The 22,565-nt window shown below is 41.5% G+C and carries 21 protein-coding genes; 13 read left to right on the top strand and 8 right to left on the bottom strand.

Annotated features, from left to right (window positions below; translation table 11 throughout):
- Positions 1 to 26: 26 nt before the first annotated feature.
- On the bottom strand, positions 27 to 884 hold the full coding sequence (gene menB / locus ACJHV0_RS06640; RefSeq protein WP_025235192.1) for a 1,4-dihydroxy-2-naphthoyl-CoA synthase: 858 nt from the start codon (positions 882 to 884) through the stop codon (positions 27 to 29).
- A gap of 497 nt (positions 885 to 1,381) precedes the next feature.
- On the opposite strand from menB, the gene ACJHV0_RS06645 reads away from it, so the two are divergent.
- Positions 1,382 to 4,387: a glycoside hydrolase family 2 TIM barrel-domain containing protein gene (locus tag ACJHV0_RS06645; RefSeq protein ID WP_483133723.1), complete on the top strand. Its 3,006-nt coding sequence runs from the start codon at positions 1,382 to 1,384 to the stop codon at positions 4,385 to 4,387.
- 51 nt (positions 4,388 to 4,438) lie between these two features.
- Here the strand turns inward: ACJHV0_RS06645 and ACJHV0_RS06650 are convergent, their stop codons facing one another.
- Entirely contained in the window at positions 4,439 to 5,800 is a 1,362-nt protein-coding gene (locus ACJHV0_RS06650) for a patatin-like phospholipase family protein (protein WP_483133724.1), read from the bottom strand.
- 186 nt (positions 5,801 to 5,986) lie between these two features.
- Here ACJHV0_RS06650 and ACJHV0_RS06655 point away from each other — a divergent pair, with 186 nt between their 5' ends.
- Positions 5,987 to 6,538 carry an NADPH-dependent FMN reductase gene (locus tag ACJHV0_RS06655; protein ID WP_025235189.1) on the top strand — a complete coding sequence of 184 codons (552 nt, stop codon included), beginning with the start codon at positions 5,987 to 5,989 and terminating at the stop codon, positions 6,536 to 6,538.
- 72 nt (positions 6,539 to 6,610) lie between these two features.
- Here the strand turns inward: ACJHV0_RS06655 and ACJHV0_RS06660 are convergent, their stop codons facing one another.
- The gene (locus tag ACJHV0_RS06660) at positions 6,611 to 7,501 is read right to left on the bottom strand and encodes a LysR family transcriptional regulator (RefSeq protein WP_483133725.1); all 891 of its coding nucleotides are present in this window, start codon (positions 7,499 to 7,501) and stop codon (positions 6,611 to 6,613) included.
- 162 nt (positions 7,502 to 7,663) lie between these two features.
- On the opposite strand from ACJHV0_RS06660, the gene ACJHV0_RS06665 reads away from it, so the two are divergent.
- The 4 genes from ACJHV0_RS06665 (at position 7,664) to ACJHV0_RS06680 (ending at position 12,567) form a co-directional block, all read left to right on the top strand.
- Entirely contained in the window at positions 7,664 to 9,475 is a 1,812-nt protein-coding gene (locus ACJHV0_RS06665) for a monovalent cation:proton antiporter-2 (CPA2) family protein (RefSeq protein ID WP_334232187.1), read from the top strand.
- Between the two features lie 154 nt (positions 9,476 to 9,629).
- Positions 9,630 to 10,691, top strand: coding sequence for an NADH:flavin oxidoreductase/NADH oxidase (locus tag ACJHV0_RS06670; protein ID WP_483133726.1), 1,062 nt, complete (start codon positions 9,630 to 9,632; stop codon positions 10,689 to 10,691).
- Positions 10,692 to 10,715: 24 nt separating this feature from the next.
- Positions 10,716 to 11,375, top strand: a complete 660-nt coding sequence (locus tag ACJHV0_RS06675; RefSeq protein WP_025235183.1) for an NAD(P)H-dependent oxidoreductase — start codon at positions 10,716 to 10,718, stop codon at positions 11,373 to 11,375.
- A gap of 133 nt (positions 11,376 to 11,508) precedes the next feature.
- The gene (locus ACJHV0_RS06680) at positions 11,509 to 12,567 is read left to right on the top strand and encodes an NAD(P)-dependent alcohol dehydrogenase (protein WP_483133727.1); all 1,059 of its coding nucleotides are present in this window, start codon (positions 11,509 to 11,511) and stop codon (positions 12,565 to 12,567) included.
- A gap of 128 nt (positions 12,568 to 12,695) precedes the next feature.
- Here ACJHV0_RS06680 and ACJHV0_RS06685 read toward each other — a convergent pair whose 3' ends face one another.
- From ACJHV0_RS06685 to ACJHV0_RS06695, 3 genes are read right to left on the bottom strand one after another with little or no spacing between them, the layout of a single operon-like run.
- Entirely contained in the window at positions 12,696 to 13,586 is an 891-nt protein-coding gene (locus ACJHV0_RS06685) for a LysR family transcriptional regulator (RefSeq protein WP_483133728.1), read from the bottom strand.
- Positions 13,586 to 14,008, bottom strand: coding sequence for a type II toxin-antitoxin system VapC family toxin (locus ACJHV0_RS06690; protein ID WP_025235180.1), 423 nt, complete (start codon positions 14,006 to 14,008; stop codon positions 13,586 to 13,588). Before ACJHV0_RS06690 ends, ACJHV0_RS06685 begins: the two co-directional genes overlap by 1 nt.
- Positions 14,008 to 14,274 (bottom strand): type II toxin-antitoxin system prevent-host-death family antitoxin, encoded by a 267-nt coding sequence (locus ACJHV0_RS06695; RefSeq protein ID WP_334233625.1) that lies wholly within the window; start codon positions 14,272 to 14,274, stop codon positions 14,008 to 14,010. The genes ACJHV0_RS06690 and ACJHV0_RS06695 overlap by 1 nt, the downstream gene beginning before the upstream one ends.
- Positions 14,275 to 14,501: 227 nt before the next feature.
- On the opposite strand from ACJHV0_RS06695, the gene ACJHV0_RS06700 reads away from it, so the two are divergent.
- Together ACJHV0_RS06700 and ACJHV0_RS06705 are read left to right on the top strand one after the other, a co-directional pair.
- A complete protein-coding gene (locus ACJHV0_RS06700) occupies positions 14,502 to 15,350 on the top strand; it encodes an MBL fold metallo-hydrolase (RefSeq protein ID WP_483133729.1) in 849 nt (282 codons plus the stop codon).
- Between the two features lie 47 nt (positions 15,351 to 15,397).
- Complete coding sequence (locus ACJHV0_RS06705; protein WP_483133730.1) at positions 15,398 to 16,057, top strand: NAD(P)-dependent oxidoreductase; 660 nt, start codon at positions 15,398 to 15,400, stop codon at positions 16,055 to 16,057.
- A gap of 40 nt (positions 16,058 to 16,097) precedes the next feature.
- On the opposite strand, the gene lldD is transcribed toward ACJHV0_RS06705, so the two are convergent.
- The gene (gene lldD / locus ACJHV0_RS06710) at positions 16,098 to 17,243 is read right to left on the bottom strand and encodes an FMN-dependent L-lactate dehydrogenase LldD (protein WP_334232204.1); all 1,146 of its coding nucleotides are present in this window, start codon (positions 17,241 to 17,243) and stop codon (positions 16,098 to 16,100) included.
- A gap of 608 nt (positions 17,244 to 17,851) precedes the next feature.
- Between lldD and rppH the strand changes: the two genes are divergently transcribed.
- From rppH to trpS, 5 genes are all read left to right on the top strand, one after another.
- Positions 17,852 to 18,496, top strand: a complete 645-nt coding sequence (gene rppH, locus ACJHV0_RS06715; RefSeq protein WP_025235176.1) for an RNA pyrophosphohydrolase — start codon at positions 17,852 to 17,854, stop codon at positions 18,494 to 18,496.
- Positions 18,497 to 18,498: 2 nt separating this feature from the next.
- On the top strand, positions 18,499 to 19,287 hold the full coding sequence (locus tag ACJHV0_RS06720) for a sulfite exporter TauE/SafE family protein (RefSeq protein ID WP_483133731.1): 789 nt from the start codon (positions 18,499 to 18,501) through the stop codon (positions 19,285 to 19,287).
- A gap of 7 nt (positions 19,288 to 19,294) precedes the next feature.
- Positions 19,295 to 20,092 (top strand): prolipoprotein diacylglyceryl transferase, encoded by a 798-nt coding sequence (gene lgt / locus ACJHV0_RS06725; protein WP_334248399.1) that lies wholly within the window; start codon positions 19,295 to 19,297, stop codon positions 20,090 to 20,092.
- A 68-nt stretch (positions 20,093 to 20,160) separates the two neighbouring features.
- Positions 20,161 to 20,826, top strand: coding sequence for a phosphoglycolate phosphatase (locus tag ACJHV0_RS06730; protein WP_483133732.1), 666 nt, complete (start codon positions 20,161 to 20,163; stop codon positions 20,824 to 20,826).
- A gap of 54 nt (positions 20,827 to 20,880) precedes the next feature.
- Positions 20,881 to 21,912, top strand: a complete 1,032-nt coding sequence (trpS, locus tag ACJHV0_RS06735) for a tryptophan--tRNA ligase (protein WP_483133733.1) — start codon at positions 20,881 to 20,883, stop codon at positions 21,910 to 21,912.
- Positions 21,913 to 21,974: 62 nt separating this feature from the next.
- Here trpS and ACJHV0_RS06740 read toward each other — a convergent pair whose 3' ends face one another.
- The gene (locus ACJHV0_RS06740) at positions 21,975 to 22,526 is read right to left on the bottom strand and encodes a Crp/Fnr family transcriptional regulator (protein ID WP_483133734.1); all 552 of its coding nucleotides are present in this window, start codon (positions 22,524 to 22,526) and stop codon (positions 21,975 to 21,977) included.
- Positions 22,527 to 22,565 lie beyond the last annotated feature (39 nt).

A 22,565-nucleotide genomic window follows, 5' to 3' on the forward strand; every position in this document is an offset into this window, starting at 1 on the left:
AAAACAACCGCTTGTATTAGCATAAATTACGGATTACGGCGGAATTTGCTGAAGTCCGGCTCACGTTTTTCATTAAACGCATTACGCCCTTCTTGACCTTCTTCTGTCATATAGAACAACATCGTTGCGTTGCCTGCCAACTCTTGAAGACCGGCTTGACCATCACAATCTGCATTTAACGCCGCTTTCAAGCAACGTAAAGCAATCGGACTGTTTTGTAACATTTCACGGCACCAACGCACAGTTTCTTTTTCCAAATCTGCGTAAGGCACAACAGTGTTTACCAAGCCCATATCTAATGCTTCTTGAGCGTTGTATTGACGGCATAAGAACCAAATTTCACGGGCTTTTTTCTGACCAACAAGGCGAGCCATATAACTTGCACCCCAGCCACCATCAAATGAGCCTACTTTAGGACCTGTTTGACCGAATTTTGCATTATCTGCTGCAATAGTTAAATCACATAACATATGTAGAACGTGTCCACCGCCGATAGCATAGCCAGCCACCATTGCCACTACCGGTTTAGGACAAGTACGAATATCACGTTGGAAATCTAATACGTTTAAGTGATGCACACCGCTTTCATCTTTATAACCGCCGTAGTCGCCACGCACTTTTTGGTCGCCACCCGCACAGAAGGCATATTCCCCTTCACCGGTTAATACGATCACGCCGATCTTCTCATCAAAACGAGCATCAGAAAATGCTTCGATCATCTCTTTTACAGTGTGAGGGCGAAACGCATTACGCACTTCAGGGCGATTGATCGTAATTTTTGCGATACCGTCTTTAGATTTATGGTAACGAATATCGGTGTAACCTTCGCTATGATCAGTCCATTGTACAGGAGCGTATAAAAATTCTTCACTTGGGTATAGCATTCTTCAATTCCTTAAATGAGGTTTAAATAAAAACTAAGCGATTATAACGGAATCAACCGAAAAAGAAAAAGGCTAGGGATGATTTTAATATTTCTAACGAGGCTTTCTCTTTATTAATTCTCTTCGTTAATTTACTCTGCCACAAACGCTTACGTTTGAACGTTGCGTAAGCAACGGCACGCAGTGTGAGCGAAGCGAATAAATCTCCCCCTCCCCTCTTTACTAAAGAGGGGGGTAAATCACACAAAATTTAAAACTCATCTTTCTTCATTACAATCTTAAATAACCAGATTAATTTAAGATTATCACAAATGGATCACCCCTCTTTAGCAAAGAGGGGAGGGGGAGATTTGGCAGAGTATCAAAAACAAACATCTAACTATAATCTTATCGATTTTTTGTGATCCCTCTCACAATTCCACACATTACCTATTGTCGTATTTTATAACTGAATTAATGTTATTATAGTTTCAGTATTTTTTGACGTTGAGGCTTTTATGTCATTACCGAATTATTACCAAGATCCAAACGTGCTACACATTAATCGCATTCCACACCACGCCTATTTTATTCCGTTTCAAAAAGGTCAAACGCCTAATCAATTAGAGCGAGAAAAATCGAATCAATTTACGTTACTCAATGGTGAGTGGCATTTTAATTTCTATGAAAGCCTTCACAATCTACCCGATAATTTCCTAAACACTACCTTTGCTCACAAAATCCTTGTGCCGTCTAACTGGCAAACACAGGGCTTTGATACTCATCAATACACTAACATCAACTACCCGATTCCGTTCGAGCCGCCTTATGTACCGCACAATAATCCGTGTGGCGTTTATCAGCGTGAAATCGACTTTGAACTAAAACCAAACAAACGTTATTTGCTCAATTTTGAGGGCGTGGACTCCTGCTTGTTTGTCTATGTGAACGACGAATTTGTCGGCTATGGGCAAATCAGCCATAGCACTAATGAATTTGAGATTACGAAGCATCTGAAACACGGTAAAAATAGCCTTGTGGTTGTGGTGCTGAAATGGTGTGATGGCAGTTATTTGGAAGATCAAGACAAATTCCGAATGTCGGGAATTTTCCGTGATGTATACATTTTGGAACGTGAGCAAAATTACCTGCAAGATTTCTTTATTCAGTATCAGCTTAGCGAAGATTTAACCCAAGCTCATTTAAGCGTAGAAACCCAATTTACCAATCAGCCTGAGGAAGTGCATTTTCAACTTTTTGATCCGCAAGGCAACCTTGTTTGTGAGCAAACAAGCGGTGATTTTTCTGCAGAAATTTGCAATTTAACGTTATGGAATGCGGAAGAGCCAAAACTCTATACATTGCAATTGAGCTATCAAACCGAAATCATCGAGCAGAAAATCGGCTTCCGCCAAATTCAAGTAAAAAATGGCGTGCTGTTATTTAACAACAAGCCGATAAAATTCAAAGGCGTGAACCGCCACGATTCCGACCCAGTAACAGGTTATGCCATCAGCCGTGAGCAAGCCTTAATTGATTTGCGTTTGATGAAAGAACATAACATCAACGCAATCCGCACCGCTCATTACCCAAATTCTCCTTGGTTTACCGAATTGTGCGATCAGCTCGGTTTTTATGTGATTGCCGAAAGCGATATTGAATCCCACGGCTCAAGTGCGGTGTATATTGAAAGCCCTGAAAACAGTATTTTCTTAAATGTGCCAAACCCGAATAAACAGGAAGAGATCCGCCAACAAGCGGTCGATAATTTCTGTTATTTTGCAAGAGATCCTAATTTTAAAGATGCTATTTTAGATCGCAATATCGCCAATGTGGAACGAGATAAAAACCGTACATCGATTATTATTTGGTCGCTAGGAAATGAATCAGGCTTTGGCGAAAATTTTGAGGCGGCAGCTCGTTGGGTAAAAGAGCGAGATCCGAGCCGTCTAACCCATTACGAAGGCTCAATTTACCAACATTCGCAATATCAAAACGACCTCTCCAACTTGGATTTATACAGCGAAATGTACCCAAGCACCGAGCGACTTAATGAATATTTTGCCAATCCGAACAATCGCAAGCCGTTTATTTTATGCGAATACTCACACGCAATGGGTAACTCTTGTGGCGATATGGAAGATTATTGGCAGACTTTCCAACAATATGCCTGTTCTTGCGGCGGCTTTGTATGGGAATGGTGCGACCACGCTCCTCTGCTACCAAATTCTGATAAATACGGCTACGGCGGCGACTTCGGCGAACCCCTGCACGATGGTAATTTCTGTATGGATGGTTTGGTTTCGCAACATCGCATTGTGCACAGCAATTTGCTTGAAGTGAAAAATGTGAACCGCCCTGTGCGAGCAGAGATGAAAGCAGGTAAAGTTTGGCTAAAAAACTATTTAGATTTCACCAATCTTGCCGATTATCTGACCGTGCATTATTGCTTGAGTGAAAATGGCGAAACCGTGCAGAAGGGGCAACTTTTGGTAAATTGCGAGCCAAATCAGACCGCTTGTTTGCCGTTGGAATTACCTACTTCAAGCGAAAAATTACAGATTTTAACCCTTGATTATCGCTTGAGTGAAGGCTCAGCTTTATTAGCAAAAGATCACCATTTGGGCTTTGACCAACTCGTTTTCAGCGAAAAAATGGTGAAACCCGAGCTTCCCTCTCGTCCACAAGCGGTGATTTTTGTAGAAAATATTGCAAATGGCTGGCAGATCATAAATGGGGAATATCGCTACCGCTTCGATAAACTCAAAGGCATTTTCACCGCAATCGAGAAAAATGGCGTGCCGATGATTGAGCAGCCGCTTGATTTCAACATCTGGCGAGCTCCAACAGATAACGACCGTTTAATCCGAGAGTTTTGGCAAAAAGCGGGCTACGACAAATGCTACACCCGAGCCTATTCCACCTCGCTTTCGCAAGATGAAAACGGTGTGAAAATCGTAGCAGAATGTGGCATTGTCGCCACCGCTCAAAGCCGAATTTTAACGCTGAAAGTGGTTTATCATATTTTGCCGAGCGGCGAAATTGAGCTAAACGTGCAAGCGAAACGCCCAACCCATTTGCCGTTTTTACCACGCTTTGGGCTGCGTTTCTTCCTCCATAAAGCCAATCATCAAGCGGAGTATTTTGGTTATGGAGAGCGAGAAAGTTATATGGATAAACACCATTTAGCGAAGCTCGGGCGTTATCAAACCACTGCATCAGAAAACCACACAGCTTACCTCAAACCACAAGAAAATGGCAGTCATTTTGGTACGCATTATCTGCAATTACCGAATTTAACCGTTACCGCAGAAAAGCCGTTTAGCTTTAATTTCTCGCCTTATACACAGGAAGAATTAACGGCTAAAACCCACAGTTATGATTTAGTGGAAAGCGATTCAACGGTTTTATGTGTCGATTATAAAATGAGCGGTATCGGTTCAAATTCCTGCGGTCCGAGTTTGAAAGAGCAATATCGGTTAAATGAAGAAAATTTTGACTGGAAAGTGAAAATTATATTGTAATCATAAGGGCGAATTGCAATTCGCCCTTACCTTTTATAATAACAATATACTTTATTGCAAAGCCATTACTGCTTTTTTATAAACCTCAGATTGTTCTAACAAAATGCGAGCCGATTCACGCAATTTATCAATATCTTTTTCCGGCAAATAAAAAGAGGTTGGAATATTTAATACTTCTTTTTTCAACTGACCATCAGGCAGTTCTTTTAAGCCTAAATTGACAAAAAACATCTCAATTTTGGTTTGCTGTTCGTTGGCATATTTATTCCAACTATCGCTAAATTGGCTATAGCGTTGAAGGTTAATTTGCGTGGTGCTATCAATAGGAACATTGATAATCGTATTCACCACATCTTTCAAGCCGGGAACATTGGCGGATTTATCAATTTCACTTGATACTTCATTTTGAGCATTGACATTAATAACGATAACATTCTTAACCCCCAGCTCGCCGGCACGTTTATACATATCTTCAATACCAACCACATCTGAAATATCCAATATAGAAGCCAAACCTAAGTTATCCGTTAGTCCGCCATCCACTAAATGGATAAACGGGCGTTCTTTGCTATCTTGATAAAAGCTCAGTGTATGTTCCGTTTCTTCAATCTGCTTAGTGGTTAAACCATCAACTACTTTTTCTTGTTCAGTAAAGGCTTTTGGTAAACTGAAATGACAATTTCCCCCATTGTTATTCAATGTAAGCGGAGCAAAAATCAACGGCACTGAACTTGAAGCTGCCACTGCTCGGGCAATTTCCAAATCATTTAGGTTAAGGCAAAGCCCGTCAAAGGTTTCTTGGGTGAACGTAAGTTGCTGCCCGATATTCATATCCGTTGCACTGATTACGGCAAACGGTCCTTTGCGGTTTCTCACTAAATCGCCAAATTTTTTGCCCTTATAAAGGGCTAAATTAAAGCGTTCTTGCAATAAATCTCCCCGCCCAAATTGCGGTGAGCTTAAGCGAGGTAAATTAGAGAGCGAAAACACTTCTGTGAGAATATCTTTCTGAAAATTTGATTTTAAAAAGTTATTCGCAAATTTAGGGATAATTGCTTTTCCCTCCAACGCAAAATAAGTGGCTAATACCGAACCGCCCGACACACCAAAGGTTATATCAATATTATCTAATAACGTATTTCCCTTCTCCGTACCCTTCACTTTTACTTTTTGTAACTCCTCCAACACGCCATAACCCAGTGCGGCAGCCCGTGTGCCACCACCTGAAAACATTACAACAATAATGTTGCCGTCCTTAGCCCCTTCTTTGAATACGCTCTTTTGGCGGTATCCACTATCAAGGCTCACTTGTTTAATGGTATCAACGGGTTTATAAGTAACCAAACTACAAGCCGATAACATTATTACTACGCCTAAAGTTGAAACAAATTTTATTTTCTTTAAAACAGACATAAGAACCTCTACGCTAATCTGTAACGATTATAATGATTTTATTATACAAGCGGTCGAAATTTACTAAAAATTTGCAAGATTATTTATTATGAGTAAAGAGTAACTTTCACTATATGGGCTTTATTCTATAAACAGAAAGGGCTAAAATAGACACAAATTTAGTTACTCTTTTAAGGAATTTATAAAATGGCAAAACAAATTGCAGTATTAATCGGCAGCGGTAGCAAAACTTCATTTAGTCAATTAACGGTCCGCCACTTACAAAAAATGGCACCGGCAAGCATTCAATTAAACATTGTTGAAATTGCAGATCTTCCACTTTACGACCGTGATTTAGACGAAAACAGCCCGGCACAATACACTCGTGTACGTGAAGCAGTTTCAAAGGCAGACGGCGTTTTATTCGTTACCCCTGAACACAATGCAGGCATTTCAGCAATGTTGAAAAATGCTATTGATGTGGTTTCTCGTCCAATGGGTGAAAGCAAATGGATTGGCAAACCGGCTGGTATCGTTACAGTTGGAGCAAGTGCTGCTGGTGGTGTACGTGCAGCGGATCAAATTCGTACTATCACCTCCGGTGCATTCGTGAATATGCCAACCCTACCGTTTGCATTAAATGTAGGTAACCTATTTGGTGGTGTATTTGCAGAAGATGGTGAAATTGCAAATGATGCGTTAAAAGGCTCAATGCAAAACTTCATTAATGCTTATGCTGATTTTGTAGAAAAATTTTAATTTTTTAACATAATGAAAGCCGTTTATCTCAAAAAGATAAACGGCTTTTTAGTGCGTAAAATACAAAAATGCTTATTTCACTACATCTTTCAAAATATCTCTTAACCAACGATGGGCAATATCTTGCTCGGTTCGCTCGTGCCACGCCATCATCATCGTAAAGCCTTCTACCTCGATAGGTGGAGCTTGCAAATGCACGTTAGGTAAGGTCTTGGCTAAATGTTCAGGCAGCACAGCTACTAAATCTGAACCTTGTAACAGTTGTGGTAAAAGTGAAATATGATTTACCGAAACCATCACTTTGCGTTGTTTACCTAATTTTTGTAAGGCAATATCTGTTGCTCCGCTAAATTCACCACCGTTATAAGAAAGCATTGCAAAAGGCAGCTCACAAAACTGCTCTAAGGTCAGTTTTTTATTGGCTAGAGAATGCGTATGGCTCATCGCACAAACATAACGCTCTTCATACAGCACTGTTCTTGGCATATCTGCACTTAAATGCTGCTGACTAACCAATGCCAAATCAATTTTATTCTGCTCAAACAAAGTCTTAATATTCTGTCCTTGCACAGGCAACGCCACCTGTATATTTGGAGCGAGGCAGCGAAGGCGTAAAATCAGCGGCAGTGCGATAATTTGCTGCACATAATCCATCGCAGCAATACGGAGCGTCATCGACAGTTTCTCTGGCTCTAGCTTTGGTGGTTGTAACATCGTATTAATTTCTTGCAAAATTTTACGAGCAGTCTGCCCCAATTGTAATGCCCGTTCGGTAGGCTGCATACCGTGCTGCACTCGTACGAATAATTGATCGTTAAAGCTCTCTCGTAGCCGATTCAAAATCCCACTCATCGCAGGTTGCGTAACTGAAAGTCGCTTTGCCGCACGGCTCACATTACATTCGTCTAACAATACGACAAAGGCTTTTAGCAAGTTTAAATCAAGGGTTCTAATATCGCTCATCTACTTCTCCATTTGCAAATTATATTGAAAAATCAACCGCTTGTATCCAATAAAAAGCCAAGCCCTATTTTGGCTAATAAATATTTTATTCCCAACCCTAGCACTATTTTAAATTATGCTAAAATCCATCTCAATTAAAGTGCTTAATTTGATGAGGACGTTATGGCAACGGAAAATGTAGGGCAACTTGCGAGTGTGGTAAGTTTGTTAGGTGCAGCACTTATTGCTGTTCCATTATTTAAGAAAATTGGGTTAGGTTCGGTATTGGGCTATTTAGCTGCAGGTTTAGCCCTTGGACCTTTTGGTTTAGGGCTGTTTAATAATGCCGCAGCCATCATTCATTTTGCTGAATTGGGTGTCGTGATGTTCCTCTTTTTAGTTGGACTTGAAATGCAACCAAAGCATTTATGGGGCTTGCGAAAATATATTTTCGGTATGGGCAGCCTGCAAATTTTAGTTGCGATTGGAGCACTTACGCTGATCGGTATAGCTTATGGCTTCTCATTGCAATTTTCGTTTATTGCAGCAGCAGGTTTTGTGCTTACCTCCACCGCAATTGTGATGCAAACATTAAGCGACAGAGGAGAAATGACAAGCGATCGTGGCAGACGCATTATTGCCGTGTTGCTTTTTGAAGATTTATTGATTGTGCCACTTCTCGCATTTGTTGCATTCTTAGCACCAACTAACCCCAATATGGTACAAGAGGCAGTTCCAATTTGGCAGAAATTTCTACTTCCGATTGGCTCTGTAGTCATTTTAGTTGTCAGTGGCATTTGGTTGCTTAATCCGTTATTCCGGATTTTAGCCAAAACCAAAATTCGTGAATTAATGACGGCAGCCGCATTATTTATCGTGCTAGGGGCATCACTACTAATGGAAGCAGGCGGTTTATCGATGGCAATGGGTGCTTTCTTAGCCGGTGTATTACTCTCTAACTCTGCATTCCGCCACCAATTAGAAGTAGATATCGATCCATTCAAAGGCTTGCTTCTTGGGCTATTTTTCCTTGGTGTAGGAATGAGCCTAGATATTTCGCATATTCTGAAAAATTGGGCAGTTATCATTTCGTGTGTATTTGCGATGATGTTTGCTAAAGGCTTAGTCATTTACTTAGTTGCCCGTTTAACAGGTTCAAATAAAGCTGATTCACTCGACCGAGCAATACTTATGGCACAAGGGGGCGAATTTGCTTTCGTACTCTTTGCAGCGGCAACACAGCAAGGTGTTATTAGTGAAGAGGTCAATTCAAATATGACAGCTATAGTGGTGCTTTCTATGATGCTTACACCACTGTTTATTATTGCACATCAAAAATGGCTAGCACCTCGTTTTATTGCTGGTGAGTTGCAAACGCCCGATCATATTGATGAACAAGGCGAAATTATCTTAATTGGATTAGGGAGATATGGTCAGATTGTTAATCACTTGCTGGCAGCTTGTGGCTATACTCCAACAATTATTGAGCAAGACACGAAACTGATTGCCGGTATGAAACGCCGTGGCATAAAAAGCTACTATGGTGATGGTTCTCACCCTGATTTATTAGATAAAGCCGGTATTGAAACCGCTAAATTATTAATTGTAGCAATTAATGATGCGGAAAAAGCAATCAAGATTGTCAAACACGCTCGCCATACTAACCCACATATCAAAATTATCGCTCGGGCTTATGATCGTGTGAGTGTATTTGAGTTGGCTCAAGCCGGTGCGGATGTACAAGTACGCGAAACATTCGACAGTGCATTACGAACAGGCAAGCAAGCCTTACGAGCGTTAGATTTTGCACCAGAAAAAGTCCACCGTATTGGAGATATGTTCTTCGGTATGGATAGACATAATGTCAAAGTAATGGCGGAATATTATGATCCAAATCAACCTCGTTTTACAAATGACGAAATGTTGAAAATCGCTATTGAACACGATCAAGAAATGATGAAAGCAATACGCCAAATTTTAGACGAGGAAACATAAATAATGAAAAACAAGCGGTGCATTTTCGCAAATATTTTGCAAATGCACTGTTTTATATTACGTCAAATTATATCTTAATATCAAAATAATCTATTTGTCTTAATAAATGATTTTCTCTACTATGCTCCCTGTTTTTTCATAGGAACTTTAAAAAATGGCAAAATTTAGAAAATTATTCACTCCATTTACTATCAAAGATCTTGAACTCAAAAACCGCGTGGTAATGCCCCCAATGTGCCAATATTCCGCCACAGACGGCGTACCGAATGATTGGCATTTTGTGCATTACACCAGCCGTGCCATTGGTGGTGTTGGATTGATTATTGTTGAGATGACTAATATCGCACCAAACGGTCGTATCACCCCAAACTGCTTAGGTTTATGGAACGATGAGCAACAAACAGAATTTAAACGCCTTGTTGATAGCGTTCACGCTCAGGGTACAAAAATCGGTATTCAAATCGCCCACGCAGGGCGTAAAGCTCAAGACGAACCAAATGCAGTTGCCCCTTCGGCAATTCATTATGGTGAGTTAGATTATGCAGGGCAAAACCTGATTACCCCACGTGAATTAACCACAGAAGAAGTCAAAGAGCTGGTAGTCGCATTCCAAAATTCAGTAAAACGTGCCGTAGCCGCAGGATTTGATACAATTGAACTTCACGCCGCACACGGCTATTTAATCCACCAATTCTACTCGCCAAAATCAAATAAACGCACAGATGAATACGGCAAAGATCCAATGCTATTCGGTGAACAAGTCATCAAAGCCGCAAAAGACGTAATGCCTACGGAGATGCCATTAATCGTGCGAATTTCAGCACAAGAGTACGGCAAAGACGGTTTTGATAGTGATTATGGCGTTGAAGTTGCCAAACGTTTTGCGGCAGCAGGTGCAGACGTGTTGGACGTGAGCGGTGGCGGTGATGGTGTGCTTCACGCCGGTAATCATCCGGAATTTTACGCAGGTTATCAAGTTTACTTAGCAGAGAAAGTTAAAAAAGCGACCAATCTGCCAGTGATAGCAGTGGGAATGTTGGACAATCCAGCCGTTGCCGACCACGTTTTAGGCTTAGAAAATGCCGACTTAATCGCCGTTGGGCGTGCATTATTGCGTGATCCGAATTGGGTGCTGAACGCTCAATATCAGCAAAATCAATTTGACGGCAGTCCAATGCAATTTGTACCACGCCAATATCAACGTGGGTTTATGTAAACTAATTTTTATCGGAGAAACAAAATGAATTTTTTAAACAAAGATGACGTGTTAAACGCCTTCCACTACCGTGCTTCAACCCGTTCTTACGATGGCAGTAAAAAAATCCCGGCTGAAGATATGAACTATATTTTAGAACTGGGTCGTTTAAGCCCAAGCTCGGTTGGTTCTGAACCGTGGCAGTTTATCGTGTTACAAAATCCAGAACTTCGCCAAGCAATCAAGCCATATTGCTGGGGCATTCCAACGATGGAAACTTCAAGCCATATCGTGGTAATTTTAGCCAAGAAAAATGCTCGCTTTGATAGCCAATATTTTGCTGAAATTATGGATAGACGTGGTTTAGAAGGCGAGGCTCGTGAAAAAGCAATGGCGGTGTATAAAAAATTCCAAGAACAAGATATTGGTATTTTAGACAACGAACGCAGCCTGTTCGACTGGGCAAGTAAACAAACTTACATCGCACTAGGTAATATGATGACCGGGGCAGCAATGATTGGCGTAGATTCTTGTCCAATCGAAGGTTTTGCTTATAAAGAAGTAAACCAAATTTTGGCTGACGCAGGCTTATTCGACCCGAACGAGTGGGGCATTTCAGTGATGTGCACCTTTGGCTATCGAGATAAAGAAATCCGCCAAAAATCCCGCAAAACCTTTGAGCAAGTTGTGCAATTTGTAGAATAATTAAAAAATCAGACCGCTTGTAACAAACAAGCGGTCTATTTTGTTTAATATTTTGCAATTCAGATTTATCAGCGAACATATTGAATTTCATTCAAGAACATTACATTCACTTTAAGTTTAACGGAGAAAACCTATGACCTACCCTGTAAAATCCTATGCTGCATTTAGTGCAACAACTGACCTTGAGCCCCACTCTTTTGAACGCCGTGAATTGCGTGAAGATGATGTGTTAATTGATATTTTATATTGTGGCGTGTGCCATTCCGACTTACACACAGCTCGTAATGACTGGGGATTTACTCACACCTATCCTATCGTTCCCGGACACGAAATTATTGGTCGAGTAACCAAAGTGGGGAGCAAAGCAAATAAATTCCAAATCGGTGATTTAGTGGGCGTGGGTTGTATGGTCGATTCGTGCCGTACTTGCTCGCCTTGTCAGCACGGCTTAGAGCAATACTGTGAACACGGACATATCGGTACTTATGGCTCAAATGACCGCTTTGATGGTTCACTTACACAAGGTGGTTACAGTACAGGCGTGGTAGTGAGCGAAGATTTTGTGTTAAAAGTGTCTGAAAAACTTGATACCAAAGCGGTTGCTCCACTACTTTGTGCGGGCATTACCACTTACTCACCACTGTGCCACTGGAATGTGCAAAAAGGCTCGAAAGTCGGTGTTATTGGCTTAGGTGGTCTTGGACATATGGCGGTAAAATTAGCGGCTGCAATGGGAGCGGAAGTTACTCTGTTCACTCGTTCGGCAGGAAAATCTAATGACGCGTTCCGCTTAGGAGCAAGCCGTGTTGTGCTTTCAACCGATGAAGCTCAAATGCAAGAAGTGGCTAATACTTTTGATGTGATTATTGATACCGTGCCATACACTCACGATTTAAAGCCTTATATTCCAACTCTAGCATTAGATGGCACATTGGTTCTAGTCGGCTTAGTCGGTGAGCTAGAACAAACAATCAACACCGTACCGATGATTATGGGCAGACGCTCAATTGCGGCTTCTGTCATCGGTGGTATTAAAGAAACTCAAGAAATGCTGGATTTCTGTGCGGAGCACAACATCGTAGCAGATGTGGAAATGATTGATATGCAAAATATCAACAATGCTTATGAACGTATGTTGAAATCAGATGTGAAATATCGTTTTGTAATTGATATGGCAAGTTTAAAGGCTTAAATTGAGCTGATACCAACAACCGATTGAGCGTTAAGCTCAATCGGTTTTCTTTTGGAAAAAGGTAACGATTTTAAAAAAACGCTTAAATTTATGCTATGGATATTAGCTTGCTTAGTGCTAATTGCAACCTACCAATTCTGCTTCGCAAAATACTCTGCCAGAAAATCCACCAAAGCACGTACCGTTAGCGGTAAATGATGACGAGTTGGGTAGAGAGCATATAGAGGATAAATCGGCAATTGCCAGTCGGTCAGCAAAGGTTGCAAACGCCCTTGTTTGAGTTGCTCTGTCAGCATATAGTTTGGAAGCATTGCAATTCCGCTGTCTGCCATAATGGCATTAAGTAACGCATTCGTATCATTAACGCAGAAAGGACTTACTAGCTCTAAAATCGTTTCTTGTCCATCTCGATAAAACTTCCAGCTCTTACGGTTTACATTAGCGTGAGCAAGATAGCGGTGATGAACCAAATCTTCGGGCTTATTTGGCACACCATATTGAGCAAGATAAGTAGGTGTAGCAACCAGTCGTGAATGAATAGTGCCTAATTTTCGAGCGACTAAACCTGCATCCGGGTTATCGGTAAAGCGTAGAGCGAGATCGATACGTTCATCAAACAAATCTACTTTCTGATCTGAAAGCTGTAATTGCACCGACACTTTTGGATGCTTTTGCATAAAAGCTTGTAACGCAGTAACCAGGTGCGAGCCACCAAACGAAATTGCGGCAGAAATCCGCAATGTTCCGCTTAATTCCCCCGAACGGGCGAGGAAATCTTGCTCTATATTCTCTGTTAAGTTTGCAATTTTTTGGCAATATTCAACCGCTTGTTCCCCTGCTTCAGTAAGCGAAACTTTGCGTGTGGTACGTTGTAACAAACGAGCATTGAACCACTCTTCCAACATCGCCACTGCACGGCTTACCATCGGTTTAGACAGTTCCAACCGCTCTGCTGTAGCAGTAAAACTACCGGTTTCGACAATGGTTAAAAAGATATTAATTGCTTGAATTCTGTCCATTATTGTGGCTCAAAGGGGTTAAACAATTTTGCCCCGGTTTTGGCGAAATCAGCCGTATTGCGGGTAACCAAAATCAAATGGTGTTGAATAGCGGAGGCTGCAATCCACGCATCATTTTCAGGGGCGTGATCGGGAATATGCAGTTTGGCACAGATTTGGGCGGTGGTTTCGTCAATGGGTAAAATCGGCTTATGCAAAATTTGGTTGAGAAACAGATTTTGCCAATGGCGTAGATGAACACCTTGCGTAGGATCTTTTCGCTCCATCGCCAAAACGCCCCGTTCCAGTTCCATTAGCACAATAGAATTAATGTAAAAATCATTCGGATTTTGCTTTGCCAACCACGCTACTACATTTGGATTAGCCATCCCTTTTTTCACTTTTCGCAGTTCGCTGACCACATTAGTATCGAGTAAAAACATCACTCATCTCCAAAATCGACCGGCGGACGTTGGGCTCGACTACGGGGCTTTAACTCCAACTCAATATCCGCCACATCGGGGGAATGATCCAGATCTAACAAAGCGTCTAAGGCACTTCGAGCGGTTTTTTGCGGTTGATAATCCTCATACTTCAACAACACAAAGGTCGGCTTACCCCGATGGGTAATAATCACCGGTGCGGTCTCCGCATATTTTTGGGCAAGACTGGTTTTTTGATTAAATTCACGGCAGGTCATTACACTCATAGTCACTCCTTATTTGTAGATACATATAGACAAAGTGTAGTCTTTTTTTATGCTCTTTTCAATTCTGATGATAAAGCAATCCATTTAATGTTTCAAATAATGAAACAATCATATTCACAAACCGCTATTTTTCCCATTTTTTATTTCACTATAATGCATCTCATCAACCGTAGGGTGGGGCTTGCCCCACCATGACAATATTAAATCTCTACACAAGGAAACAAAAAATGAAAAAATTACTATTGGCAACTTTAATGATGAGTGCAAGCATTGCCAATGCGTTAGAAATCAAAACCTATTCAGCTGATGAAAATAGCTTTTCTGTGCAATCCACATTGGTAATGGGAGAAAAAGAAGCGATTTTAATTGACAGTGGCTTTACTCGTGCCGATGCGATGCGAATTGCGGCAAACATTTTGGATAGCAAAAAAACATTAAGCACGATTTTAGTCAGCAATGCCGATCCTGATTACTATTTTGGGGTGGCGACACTCAAAGAAATTTTCCCTAATGTGAAAGTGGTGGCATCGCCTGCAGTGTTAGAAAAAATCGAAAGCAAGGTAGAAACGAAATTGAGCGTTTGGTCGCCAAGAATGGGCGAAAATGCCCCGAAAAATGTGGTGCTTCCAGAAGCAATGAAAGAGACTGTTTTGACGCTTGATGGCGAAAAAATTGAACTGCGTGGTACAACTGGCGAACTGGCACACCGCCCTTATGTTTGGATTCCATCACTCAAAACCATTGCCGGCAATGTAGGCGTATTTAATGATATGCACCTATGGCTTGCCGACACGCAAACGGTGCAATCACGTCAAGCGTGGTTGGCTCAACTCGATGAAATGATCGCTTTAAATCCTGAAAACATCGTGGTAGGACATTCATTCAAAGGCAAAACGAGTGATAAAACAACCCTTGAATTTAATAAAGCCTACTTACAGAAATATGAGCAAGTTTTAGCCGAAAGCAAAGACAGTGGCGAAGTGATTGCCAAAATGAAACAGGCTTATCCAAGCTTAGCGGCAGAAGGTAATCTTGGCTTAGGTGCAAAAGTAAATAAAGGCGAAATGAAGTGGTAATTTGCCCTTTGTTTCGTGTAAAACCTCTCTAAAATTAGGAGCAAAAAATGAAAAAAATCGCAGTGATTGGTGCAACAGGTTATGTGGGTTCAGCGGTAGTGAAAGAGCTGGCGGAGCGTGGTCATCAGGTGGTGGCGTTTGCCCGTAATGTGGATAAAGTGGCGAAAGCCGACAACGTGCAAGCGGTCGCTTTTGACGTAGAAAATGCAAATTTTGCCGAGCAGTTAAAGGGCGTTGATGCAGTAATCAGTGCCTTTAACCCGGGCTGGACAAACCCAAATATCGGAGTAGATTTTACACGTGGTGCGAAGGCGATTGTAGAAGCGGCAAAATCTGCTGAAGTACCGTATTTATTAGTCGTTGGTGGAGCTGGTAGTTTATATGTTGCACCTAATTTACAAGTTATCGATACGCCTGATTTCCCAAAAGAAATTTATGACGGAGCTAATGCCGCCCGTAATTTGTTGAACGATTTGCGTGATCGCCGTGATCTAAACTGGGCATTTATCTCCCCTCCTGCCTGCTTAGGTGCAGACGGTGGCTTTAGCGAAGAACGTTTAGGCTCATACCGTTTAGGTGGGGAGGAATTGCTGATGAATAGTGATGTTCCAGCAGGTATTTCAGTTGCTGATTTAGCTATTGCTATCGCTGATGATGTTGAGCAAAAAGCTCACCTATTCCAACGTTTTACGGTTGCCGCAAAATAAAGATACTTCGTCATAAAGGGCTGTTAATCAGCCCTTATATTTATATTTTATTGAGATCGACCAACGCATCTCGGGTAATGTCGCTGATTTTAGCATTGCTGGTAAGTGTCATCGCCACTTTCATTTCTTTAAGGAAGATGTCGAGCAAGTTTTCCACACCGGCTTGACCGGCAGCACCAAGAGCGTAAACAAAGGAACGTCCGATCATCGTGCAATCAGCACCAAGTGCCAGCATTCTCACTACATCTAAGCCGTTACGGATACCGGAGTCGGCGAGGATTTTGATCTCCCCTTTTACCGCATCGGCAATGCTTGGTAAGGCTTTAGCGGAAGAAAGTACCCCATCTAACTGGCGACCACCGTGGTTAGAGACGATAATGCCGTCTGCACCAAATCTTACGGCATCTTTGGCATCTTCGGGGTCGAGAATGCCTTTGATCACCATCGGGCCGTCCCAAAATTCACGAATCCACTCTAAATCTTTCCACGAAATAGACGGGTCGAAATTATCGGTCAGCCAGCCGATGTAGTTGTTCAGATCAATCGGCTTACCCATATATTTTGACACATTACCCAGCGTATGTGGTTTACCTTGAATACCGACGTCCCATGCCCAGAATGGGTGAACCATTGCTTGCAACACTCGGCGAATATCTTTGTATGGGCCGCTCATTCCAGAGTGCATATCACGATAGCGTGCACCGGGAGTCGGCATATCTACGGTAAATACCAGTGTGGAGCAACCGGCGGCTTTGGCACGTTCTAACGCATTTTTCATAAATCCCCGATCTTTTAGCACATAGAGCTGGAACCACATCGGGCGTTTAATTGCCGGCACGACCTCTTCAATCGGGCAGATTGAGACGGTGGAAAGGGTAAAGGGAATACCTTTGTTATCCGCTGCTTTGGCGGCTTGCACCTCACCACGGCGAGCATACATTCCCAGTGCACCAACAGGGGCAAGTGTTACCGGCATAGAGAGCTTTTCGCCGAACAGCTCGATGCTGGTGTCTAATTGCGACATATCTTTTAACACTCGTTGACGCAGGGCAATGTCTTCCAAATCGCTCACATTACGGTGTAAGGTCTGTTCGGCGTAAGAACCGCCGTCCGCATAGTGGAACATAAAAGGGGGAACACGACGTTTTGCCGCACGGCGGTAATCGTTTGCAGATGAAATGATCATTTAAAACCTCATAAATCATTAAGAAAAAAGTGCGGTTATTCTACTTTAAAATAAAAATAAGAATTACTATTATTTACAAAATATGAGAAATAGATCACATTTTTGTTACAAACCAACCAGCACAAAAATATGAGAGAACAAAAAGTAACCAGCAAAATAATCGATTATTCACAGAGAGAAAAATTACCATTAACTCTTTGATTTAATTAGAATTTATAAAAATAACAAAAGGCTAATTTGAGTTATTCACGCCTAATTTTGAAAACTATCACATCTTTATCCACAAATGGTGGGGATAACTCAATCTTCTTTGATAAACAAAAATGTTTCTGTTTATGCATTTTAAAATTTAAACTTATTTTGCTGAGAAAAAAATCAACAACTTGATCTTTATCCAGATCATTGCTTAAGAAAAAGATCGTATTTTCAGATCTGATTAACCACTCTATTTTACAACGTTCAGCGTAGTTATCCTCAGTTTATACCCTTGAAATTCAATAGTTATCCACAAAGTTATTCACAAGCGGTCGGATTTAAGGGATTTTTTGCAAATCAACGCAAAGTATGAAACAATTCTCTTATTCTAAATTTATTCATTAGGTGGTCGAGTGATCGATTTCGATGGCTACCGCCCAAATGTTGGAATCGTAATCTGTAACAAGCACGGACAAGTTCTGTGGGCAAAACGGTTTGGTCAAAACTCTTGGCAATTTCCGCAAGGCGGCATTAACGAGGGGGAAAACATTGAAACAGCAATGTACCGTGAGCTTTATGAAGAAGTCGGCTTAACAAAGAAAGATGTGCGATTGCTTTGGGCGTCTAAATATTGGCTGAAATATAAACTTCCAAAACGTTTGGTACGCAATGAAGGATCTGGTCCTGTGTGTATTGGGCAGAAACAGCGTTGGTTTTTATTACAACTTATTAGTGATGAAAGTCTAATTAATCTAAAAACGACGAAAAATCCGGAATTTGACGGCTGGCGATGGGTAAGCTTTTGGTATCCTGTTCGTCAGGTCGTTTCTTTTAAACGAGATGTTTATCGTAAAGCAATGAAAGAATTTGCACAGGTTCTGCAAAATAATATGCAAAAAAATGCTGAAGATAGACCGCTTGAAAAATCTCGTACTGAGCGTGATGAAAAATTTTCTCACGCGACTAGAAAATCCTTTCAGGACTCCGCCAAACCTTATAAACAGGAAAATCGCAAGCCGTATCGGGGTTGGCATCAACATAACCAAAAAGGAAAATAATAATGACTATTTTGTTAAGCTGTCTATTTTTAGGGGTATTTGTTGGCTTTTTAGCAGGATTATTCGGTATTGGAGGCGGTTTAATCATCGTCCCGAGCTTGGTTTTTTTACTGCCAATGGCAGGCGTGCCGCCTGAATATATAATGTCCACCGCATTAGGCACGTCGTTCTCAACCATTATTATTACTGCTTTTTCGTCTGCTCAACGCCATCATAAGTTGGGAAATGTTGATGTACAAACCAGCAAATCTTTTATTCCGGCATTAATGATCTCAGTATTTTTATCGGGCTTGGTAGTAAGTAGGCTCGATCCGCAAATAATGTCTAAAATCTTCGCCGTAATGGTGTTATATCTTGCCGGAAAAATGCTTTTTACTTTGAAAAAAGCTCCTAAAAACAAACCCCTTACCTTAAAAACTACACTTGTGGGTGGCAGTGTGATTGGAGCATTATCCAGTATGGCTGGCATCGCAGGCGGTGCATTTATTGTGCCATTTTTAAGCGACCGTGGCTTAGATATTAAACGAGCTATCGGCACATCTTCATTTTGTGGTGCATTTTTAGGCTTATCCGGCACAATCAGCTTTATTCTAAGCGGTTGGGGCTTAGAAGGAATGCCTGATTACTCTTTAGGTTATGTTTACTTACCTGCACTCATCGGCATTACCTCTACTTCGTTTTTTACCTCAAAAATGGGAGCTAGTTCCGCCAATGCTTTACCGGTTCCGATGCTAAAAAAAGCCTTTGCAATATTGCTTGTGGCTATCGCCATTAATATGTTTTTAAAATAAGGAAGCTATGAACGAACAATTTATTCAATTTCCACAAATCAGCCCTATCGTCTTTGAAATTGGTCCGATTGCCTTGCGTTGGTATGGCTTAATGTATTTAGCCGGCTTCGCCTTTGCTTACTGGTTAGGAATGAGAAGAGCCAAAAATTCTAACGGCGTGTGGACAACCGAACAAGTCGATAGCTTAATATACACCGGCTTTTGGGGCGTCGTATTAGGCGGACGTATTGGCGATGTGTTCTTCTACAATTTCGACCGTTTTTTACAAGATCCACTCTACCTTTTCCGTATTTGGGAAGGGGGAATGTCGTTCCACGGTGGCTTAATCGGCGTAATTGTGGCGATGATTTGGGTTTCCCACCGCCAAAAACGCAGTTTCTGGCAAACGGCTGATTTTATCGCACCGCTCGTACCATTCGGACTAGGAATGGGGCGTATCGGCAATTTCATTAATGATGAACTTTGGGGGCGTGTAACCGATGTACCTTGGGCGGTATTATTCCCAAGTGGTGGCTATCTACCCCGCCACCCATCACAGCTCTACGAAGCCTTTTTAGAAGGTGTGGTGCTACTCTTTATCCTCAACTGGTTCATCAAAAAACCTCGTCCGACAGGCTCTGTTGCAGGCTTATTTTTAATTGGCTACGGCACGTTCCGCTTTATCGTGGAATACTTCCGAGAAATCGACCCTAACGTAAATACTGCTGCTGATTTAATCACGCGTGGGCAATTGCTCTCTTTACCGATGATTATTGGCGGAATCTTGATTATGGCGTGGGCGTATAAAATAAACAAAGTGAAATAATAACAAGCGGTCGAAAATGGCAAAAAATTTGCATAAAACGACCGCTTGTGTTTTTTTAAGGAGATACAATGAAAAAATACAAAGTAATTGGTTTCGACTTAGACGGAACGCTAATTAACACCCTTCCGGACTTAACCCTAGTGGCAAATGCAATGTTTTTAGAAGCTGGTTTGCCAACGGTTACACAAGAAAAAGTGCTAACCTGGATTGGAAAAGGCGGAGATATGTTCTTCCAAAATGCCATTGCTCACACCGGTAAAATCTTCCAAGCGGAAGAACTCGTCAAAATGCGAATGAGCTTTGACAAATACTATGCCACCTATGTGTGCGAAAAAAGCACGCTCTTCCCGGATGTAAAAGAAACCTTAGAAGCACTCAAAGCGAAAGGCTACCCATTGGTAGTGATTACCAACAAACCGACCAAATTAGTTGAGCCGGTGCTGTCTGCGTTCGGCATCTATCATCTCTTTGATGAAACCTTAGGTGGGCAATCCCTCCCTAAAATCAAACCTCATCCGGATCCAATGTTCTTTATTTGCGAAAAATTTGGCATTACACCACAAGAATTTCTTTTTGTTGGCGACTCTGAAAATGATGTCATTGCGGCGAAAGCAGCAGGCTGTGATGTAATTGGTTTAACTTATGGCTATAACTATAATATTCCAATTGAGCAATCAGAGCCGACTTTTGTAACATCCGAATTTAAAGACGTGCTGAAAATTGTAGGCGAATAAGGCGACAAGCGGTATAATTTCCACAATTTTTTGCAATTAAAACGAGAAAATAAAATGACCAAACCTATTGTATTTAGTGGCGTGCAGCCCTCTGGTGAATTGACGATTGGCAACTACTTAGGGGCGTTACGCAACTGGGTAAAAATGCAAGATGATTATGACTGCGTGTATTGTATTGTCGATCAGCACGCTATTACCGTGCGTCAAGATCCCGAAGCATTACGCAAATCCACCCTTGATGTATTAGCCCTTTATTTGGCTTGCGGTATCGATCCAAACAAAAGCACGATCTTCATTCAATCTCACGTGCCCGAACACGCACAGCTGGCGTGGATCTTAAACTGCTACACCTATTTTGGCGAAATGAGCCGAATGACACAATTTAAAGACAAATCAGCTCGCTATGAAGAAAATGTGAATGTAGGCTTATTTACCTACCCTGTATTAATGGCCGCGGATATTCTGCTCTACCAAGCTAACCAAGTGCCGGTGGGCGATGACCAAAAACAGCACTTAGAAATCACTCGTGATATTGCTAACCGTTTCAATGCGTTATATGGCAAGAAAGATGCTGAAGGCAATGTGATTGAGCCGGTTTTTGCTGTGCCGGAAGTCTTTATTGCGAAATCTGGGGCGAGAGTGATGTCGCTCCTTGAGCCGACTAAAAAGATGTCGAAATCAGACGATAACCGCAATAACGTAATCGGCTTGTTGGAAGATCCGAAAGCAGTAGCGAAAAAAATCAAACGTGCAATGACCGACGGCGATGAGCCACCTGTGGTACGTTATGACGTGCAAAATAAAGCGGGCGTATCTAACTTATTGGATATTCTCTCTGCGATTACCGGCAAAACTATCTCTGAATTAGAAACTGAATTTGAAGGTAAAATGTACGGACACCTCAAAACCGAAGTGGCAGATAAAGTGTCTGAACTTTTAACTAACCTACAAGAACGCTACCACCACTACCGCCAAGACGAAGCCTTGCTTGAAAAAATCTACCGTGAAGGTGCAGACAAAGCCCGAGCGAGAGCTAAAGCGACTTTAGATAAGGTCTACGAATTAGTCGGCTTTGTGCGTTACTAATTAAGTAAAAACCAAAAATGCTCTTGAATTATCAAGAGCATTTTTTATGGCTAATCAGCATATTATTTCTTCAACAAACGGCTAATTCTAATCGCTGTTTCAGTTTCACAACCCGAGAATTCCGCAATCTCACGATATGTCCAATGGTAGTTCGGGTAATTTTCGGTTAAATAAGCAATGCTACTGCTCACCCGCTCTTGCGTACGCTGATAAGAGGCTTGTGAAAGACGATGTTCAGCATCTTGCAACTCACCGGCAAGTTGTCGAATTAAATAAGTGGTCAGCTTAGGATTTTGCGTAAAAAAAGAGGAGAGTTGTGATGGCTTAATCCGCACCACTTCTGCCGGTTGCAGGACTTTAGCCGTACAGTGATAAAAATGATCACCAAAAAATGTCCGGAAACCAAAATATTCCTGATCTTGATAAATCCGCACCAAGCTTTCTTTACCATTGTCCAACATATGATATAGCCCGATTAATCCTTTTTTTAAATAGTAAAACTCTTGGGCCTGGCTACCTTGGGAATAGACAGTTACGCCTTTTTCCAAATAATTTAAAGAACTTAGCTGGCAGTCTCTCAACATTTCCGGAGTGGGGAAATCTATTGCATCCATTACAAATCCTTAATATTTATTCCTAAAATTATATTACCG

The organism is Mannheimia sp. (genome assembly GCF_056854775.1).

What these genes read in the sequence shown, in the direction of transcription:
- ACJHV0_RS06660 (WP_483133725.1), bottom strand. Translation starts at nt 7,501, where the DNA reads ATGAGCGATATTAGAACCCTTGATTTAAACTTGCTAAAAGCCTTTGTC.
- lldD (WP_334232204.1), bottom strand. Translation starts at nt 17,243, where the DNA reads ATGATCATTTCATCTGCAAACGATTACCGCCGTGCGGCAAAACGTCGT.
- ACJHV0_RS06730 (WP_483133732.1), top strand. Translation starts at nt 20,161, where the DNA reads ATGAAAAAATACAAAGTAATTGGTTTCGACTTAGACGGAACGCTAATT.
- ACJHV0_RS06705 (WP_483133730.1), top strand. Translation starts at nt 15,398, where the DNA reads ATGAAAAAAATCGCAGTGATTGGTGCAACAGGTTATGTGGGTTCAGCG.
- ACJHV0_RS06655 (WP_025235189.1), top strand. Translation starts at nt 5,987, where the DNA reads ATGGCAAAACAAATTGCAGTATTAATCGGCAGCGGTAGCAAAACTTCA.
- ACJHV0_RS06720 (WP_483133731.1), top strand. Translation starts at nt 18,499, where the DNA reads ATGACTATTTTGTTAAGCTGTCTATTTTTAGGGGTATTTGTTGGCTTT.
- ACJHV0_RS06685 (WP_483133728.1), bottom strand. Translation starts at nt 13,586, where the DNA reads ATGGACAGAATTCAAGCAATTAATATCTTTTTAACCATTGTCGAAACC.
- ACJHV0_RS06695 (WP_334233625.1), bottom strand. Translation starts at nt 14,274, where the DNA reads ATGAGTGTAATGACCTGCCGTGAATTTAATCAAAAAACCAGTCTTGCC.
- ACJHV0_RS06700 (WP_483133729.1), top strand. Translation starts at nt 14,502, where the DNA reads ATGAAAAAATTACTATTGGCAACTTTAATGATGAGTGCAAGCATTGCC.
- ACJHV0_RS06650 (WP_483133724.1), bottom strand. Translation starts at nt 5,800, where the DNA reads ATGTCTGTTTTAAAGAAAATAAAATTTGTTTCAACTTTAGGCGTAGTA.
- ACJHV0_RS06690 (WP_025235180.1), bottom strand. Translation starts at nt 14,008, where the DNA reads ATGTTTTTACTCGATACTAATGTGGTCAGCGAACTGCGAAAAGTGAAA.
- trpS (WP_483133733.1), top strand. Translation starts at nt 20,881, where the DNA reads ATGACCAAACCTATTGTATTTAGTGGCGTGCAGCCCTCTGGTGAATTG.
- ACJHV0_RS06740 (WP_483133734.1), bottom strand. Translation starts at nt 22,526, where the DNA reads ATGGATGCAATAGATTTCCCCACTCCGGAAATGTTGAGAGACTGCCAG.
- ACJHV0_RS06680 (WP_483133727.1), top strand. Translation starts at nt 11,509, where the DNA reads ATGACCTACCCTGTAAAATCCTATGCTGCATTTAGTGCAACAACTGAC.
- ACJHV0_RS06675 (WP_025235183.1), top strand. Translation starts at nt 10,716, where the DNA reads ATGAATTTTTTAAACAAAGATGACGTGTTAAACGCCTTCCACTACCGT.
- lgt (WP_334248399.1), top strand. Translation starts at nt 19,295, where the DNA reads ATGAACGAACAATTTATTCAATTTCCACAAATCAGCCCTATCGTCTTT.
- ACJHV0_RS06670 (WP_483133726.1), top strand. Translation starts at nt 9,630, where the DNA reads ATGGCAAAATTTAGAAAATTATTCACTCCATTTACTATCAAAGATCTT.
- ACJHV0_RS06665 (WP_334232187.1), top strand. Translation starts at nt 7,664, where the DNA reads ATGGCAACGGAAAATGTAGGGCAACTTGCGAGTGTGGTAAGTTTGTTA.
- menB (WP_025235192.1), bottom strand. Translation starts at nt 884, where the DNA reads ATGCTATACCCAAGTGAAGAATTTTTATACGCTCCTGTACAATGGACT.
- ACJHV0_RS06645 (WP_483133723.1), top strand. Translation starts at nt 1,382, where the DNA reads ATGTCATTACCGAATTATTACCAAGATCCAAACGTGCTACACATTAAT.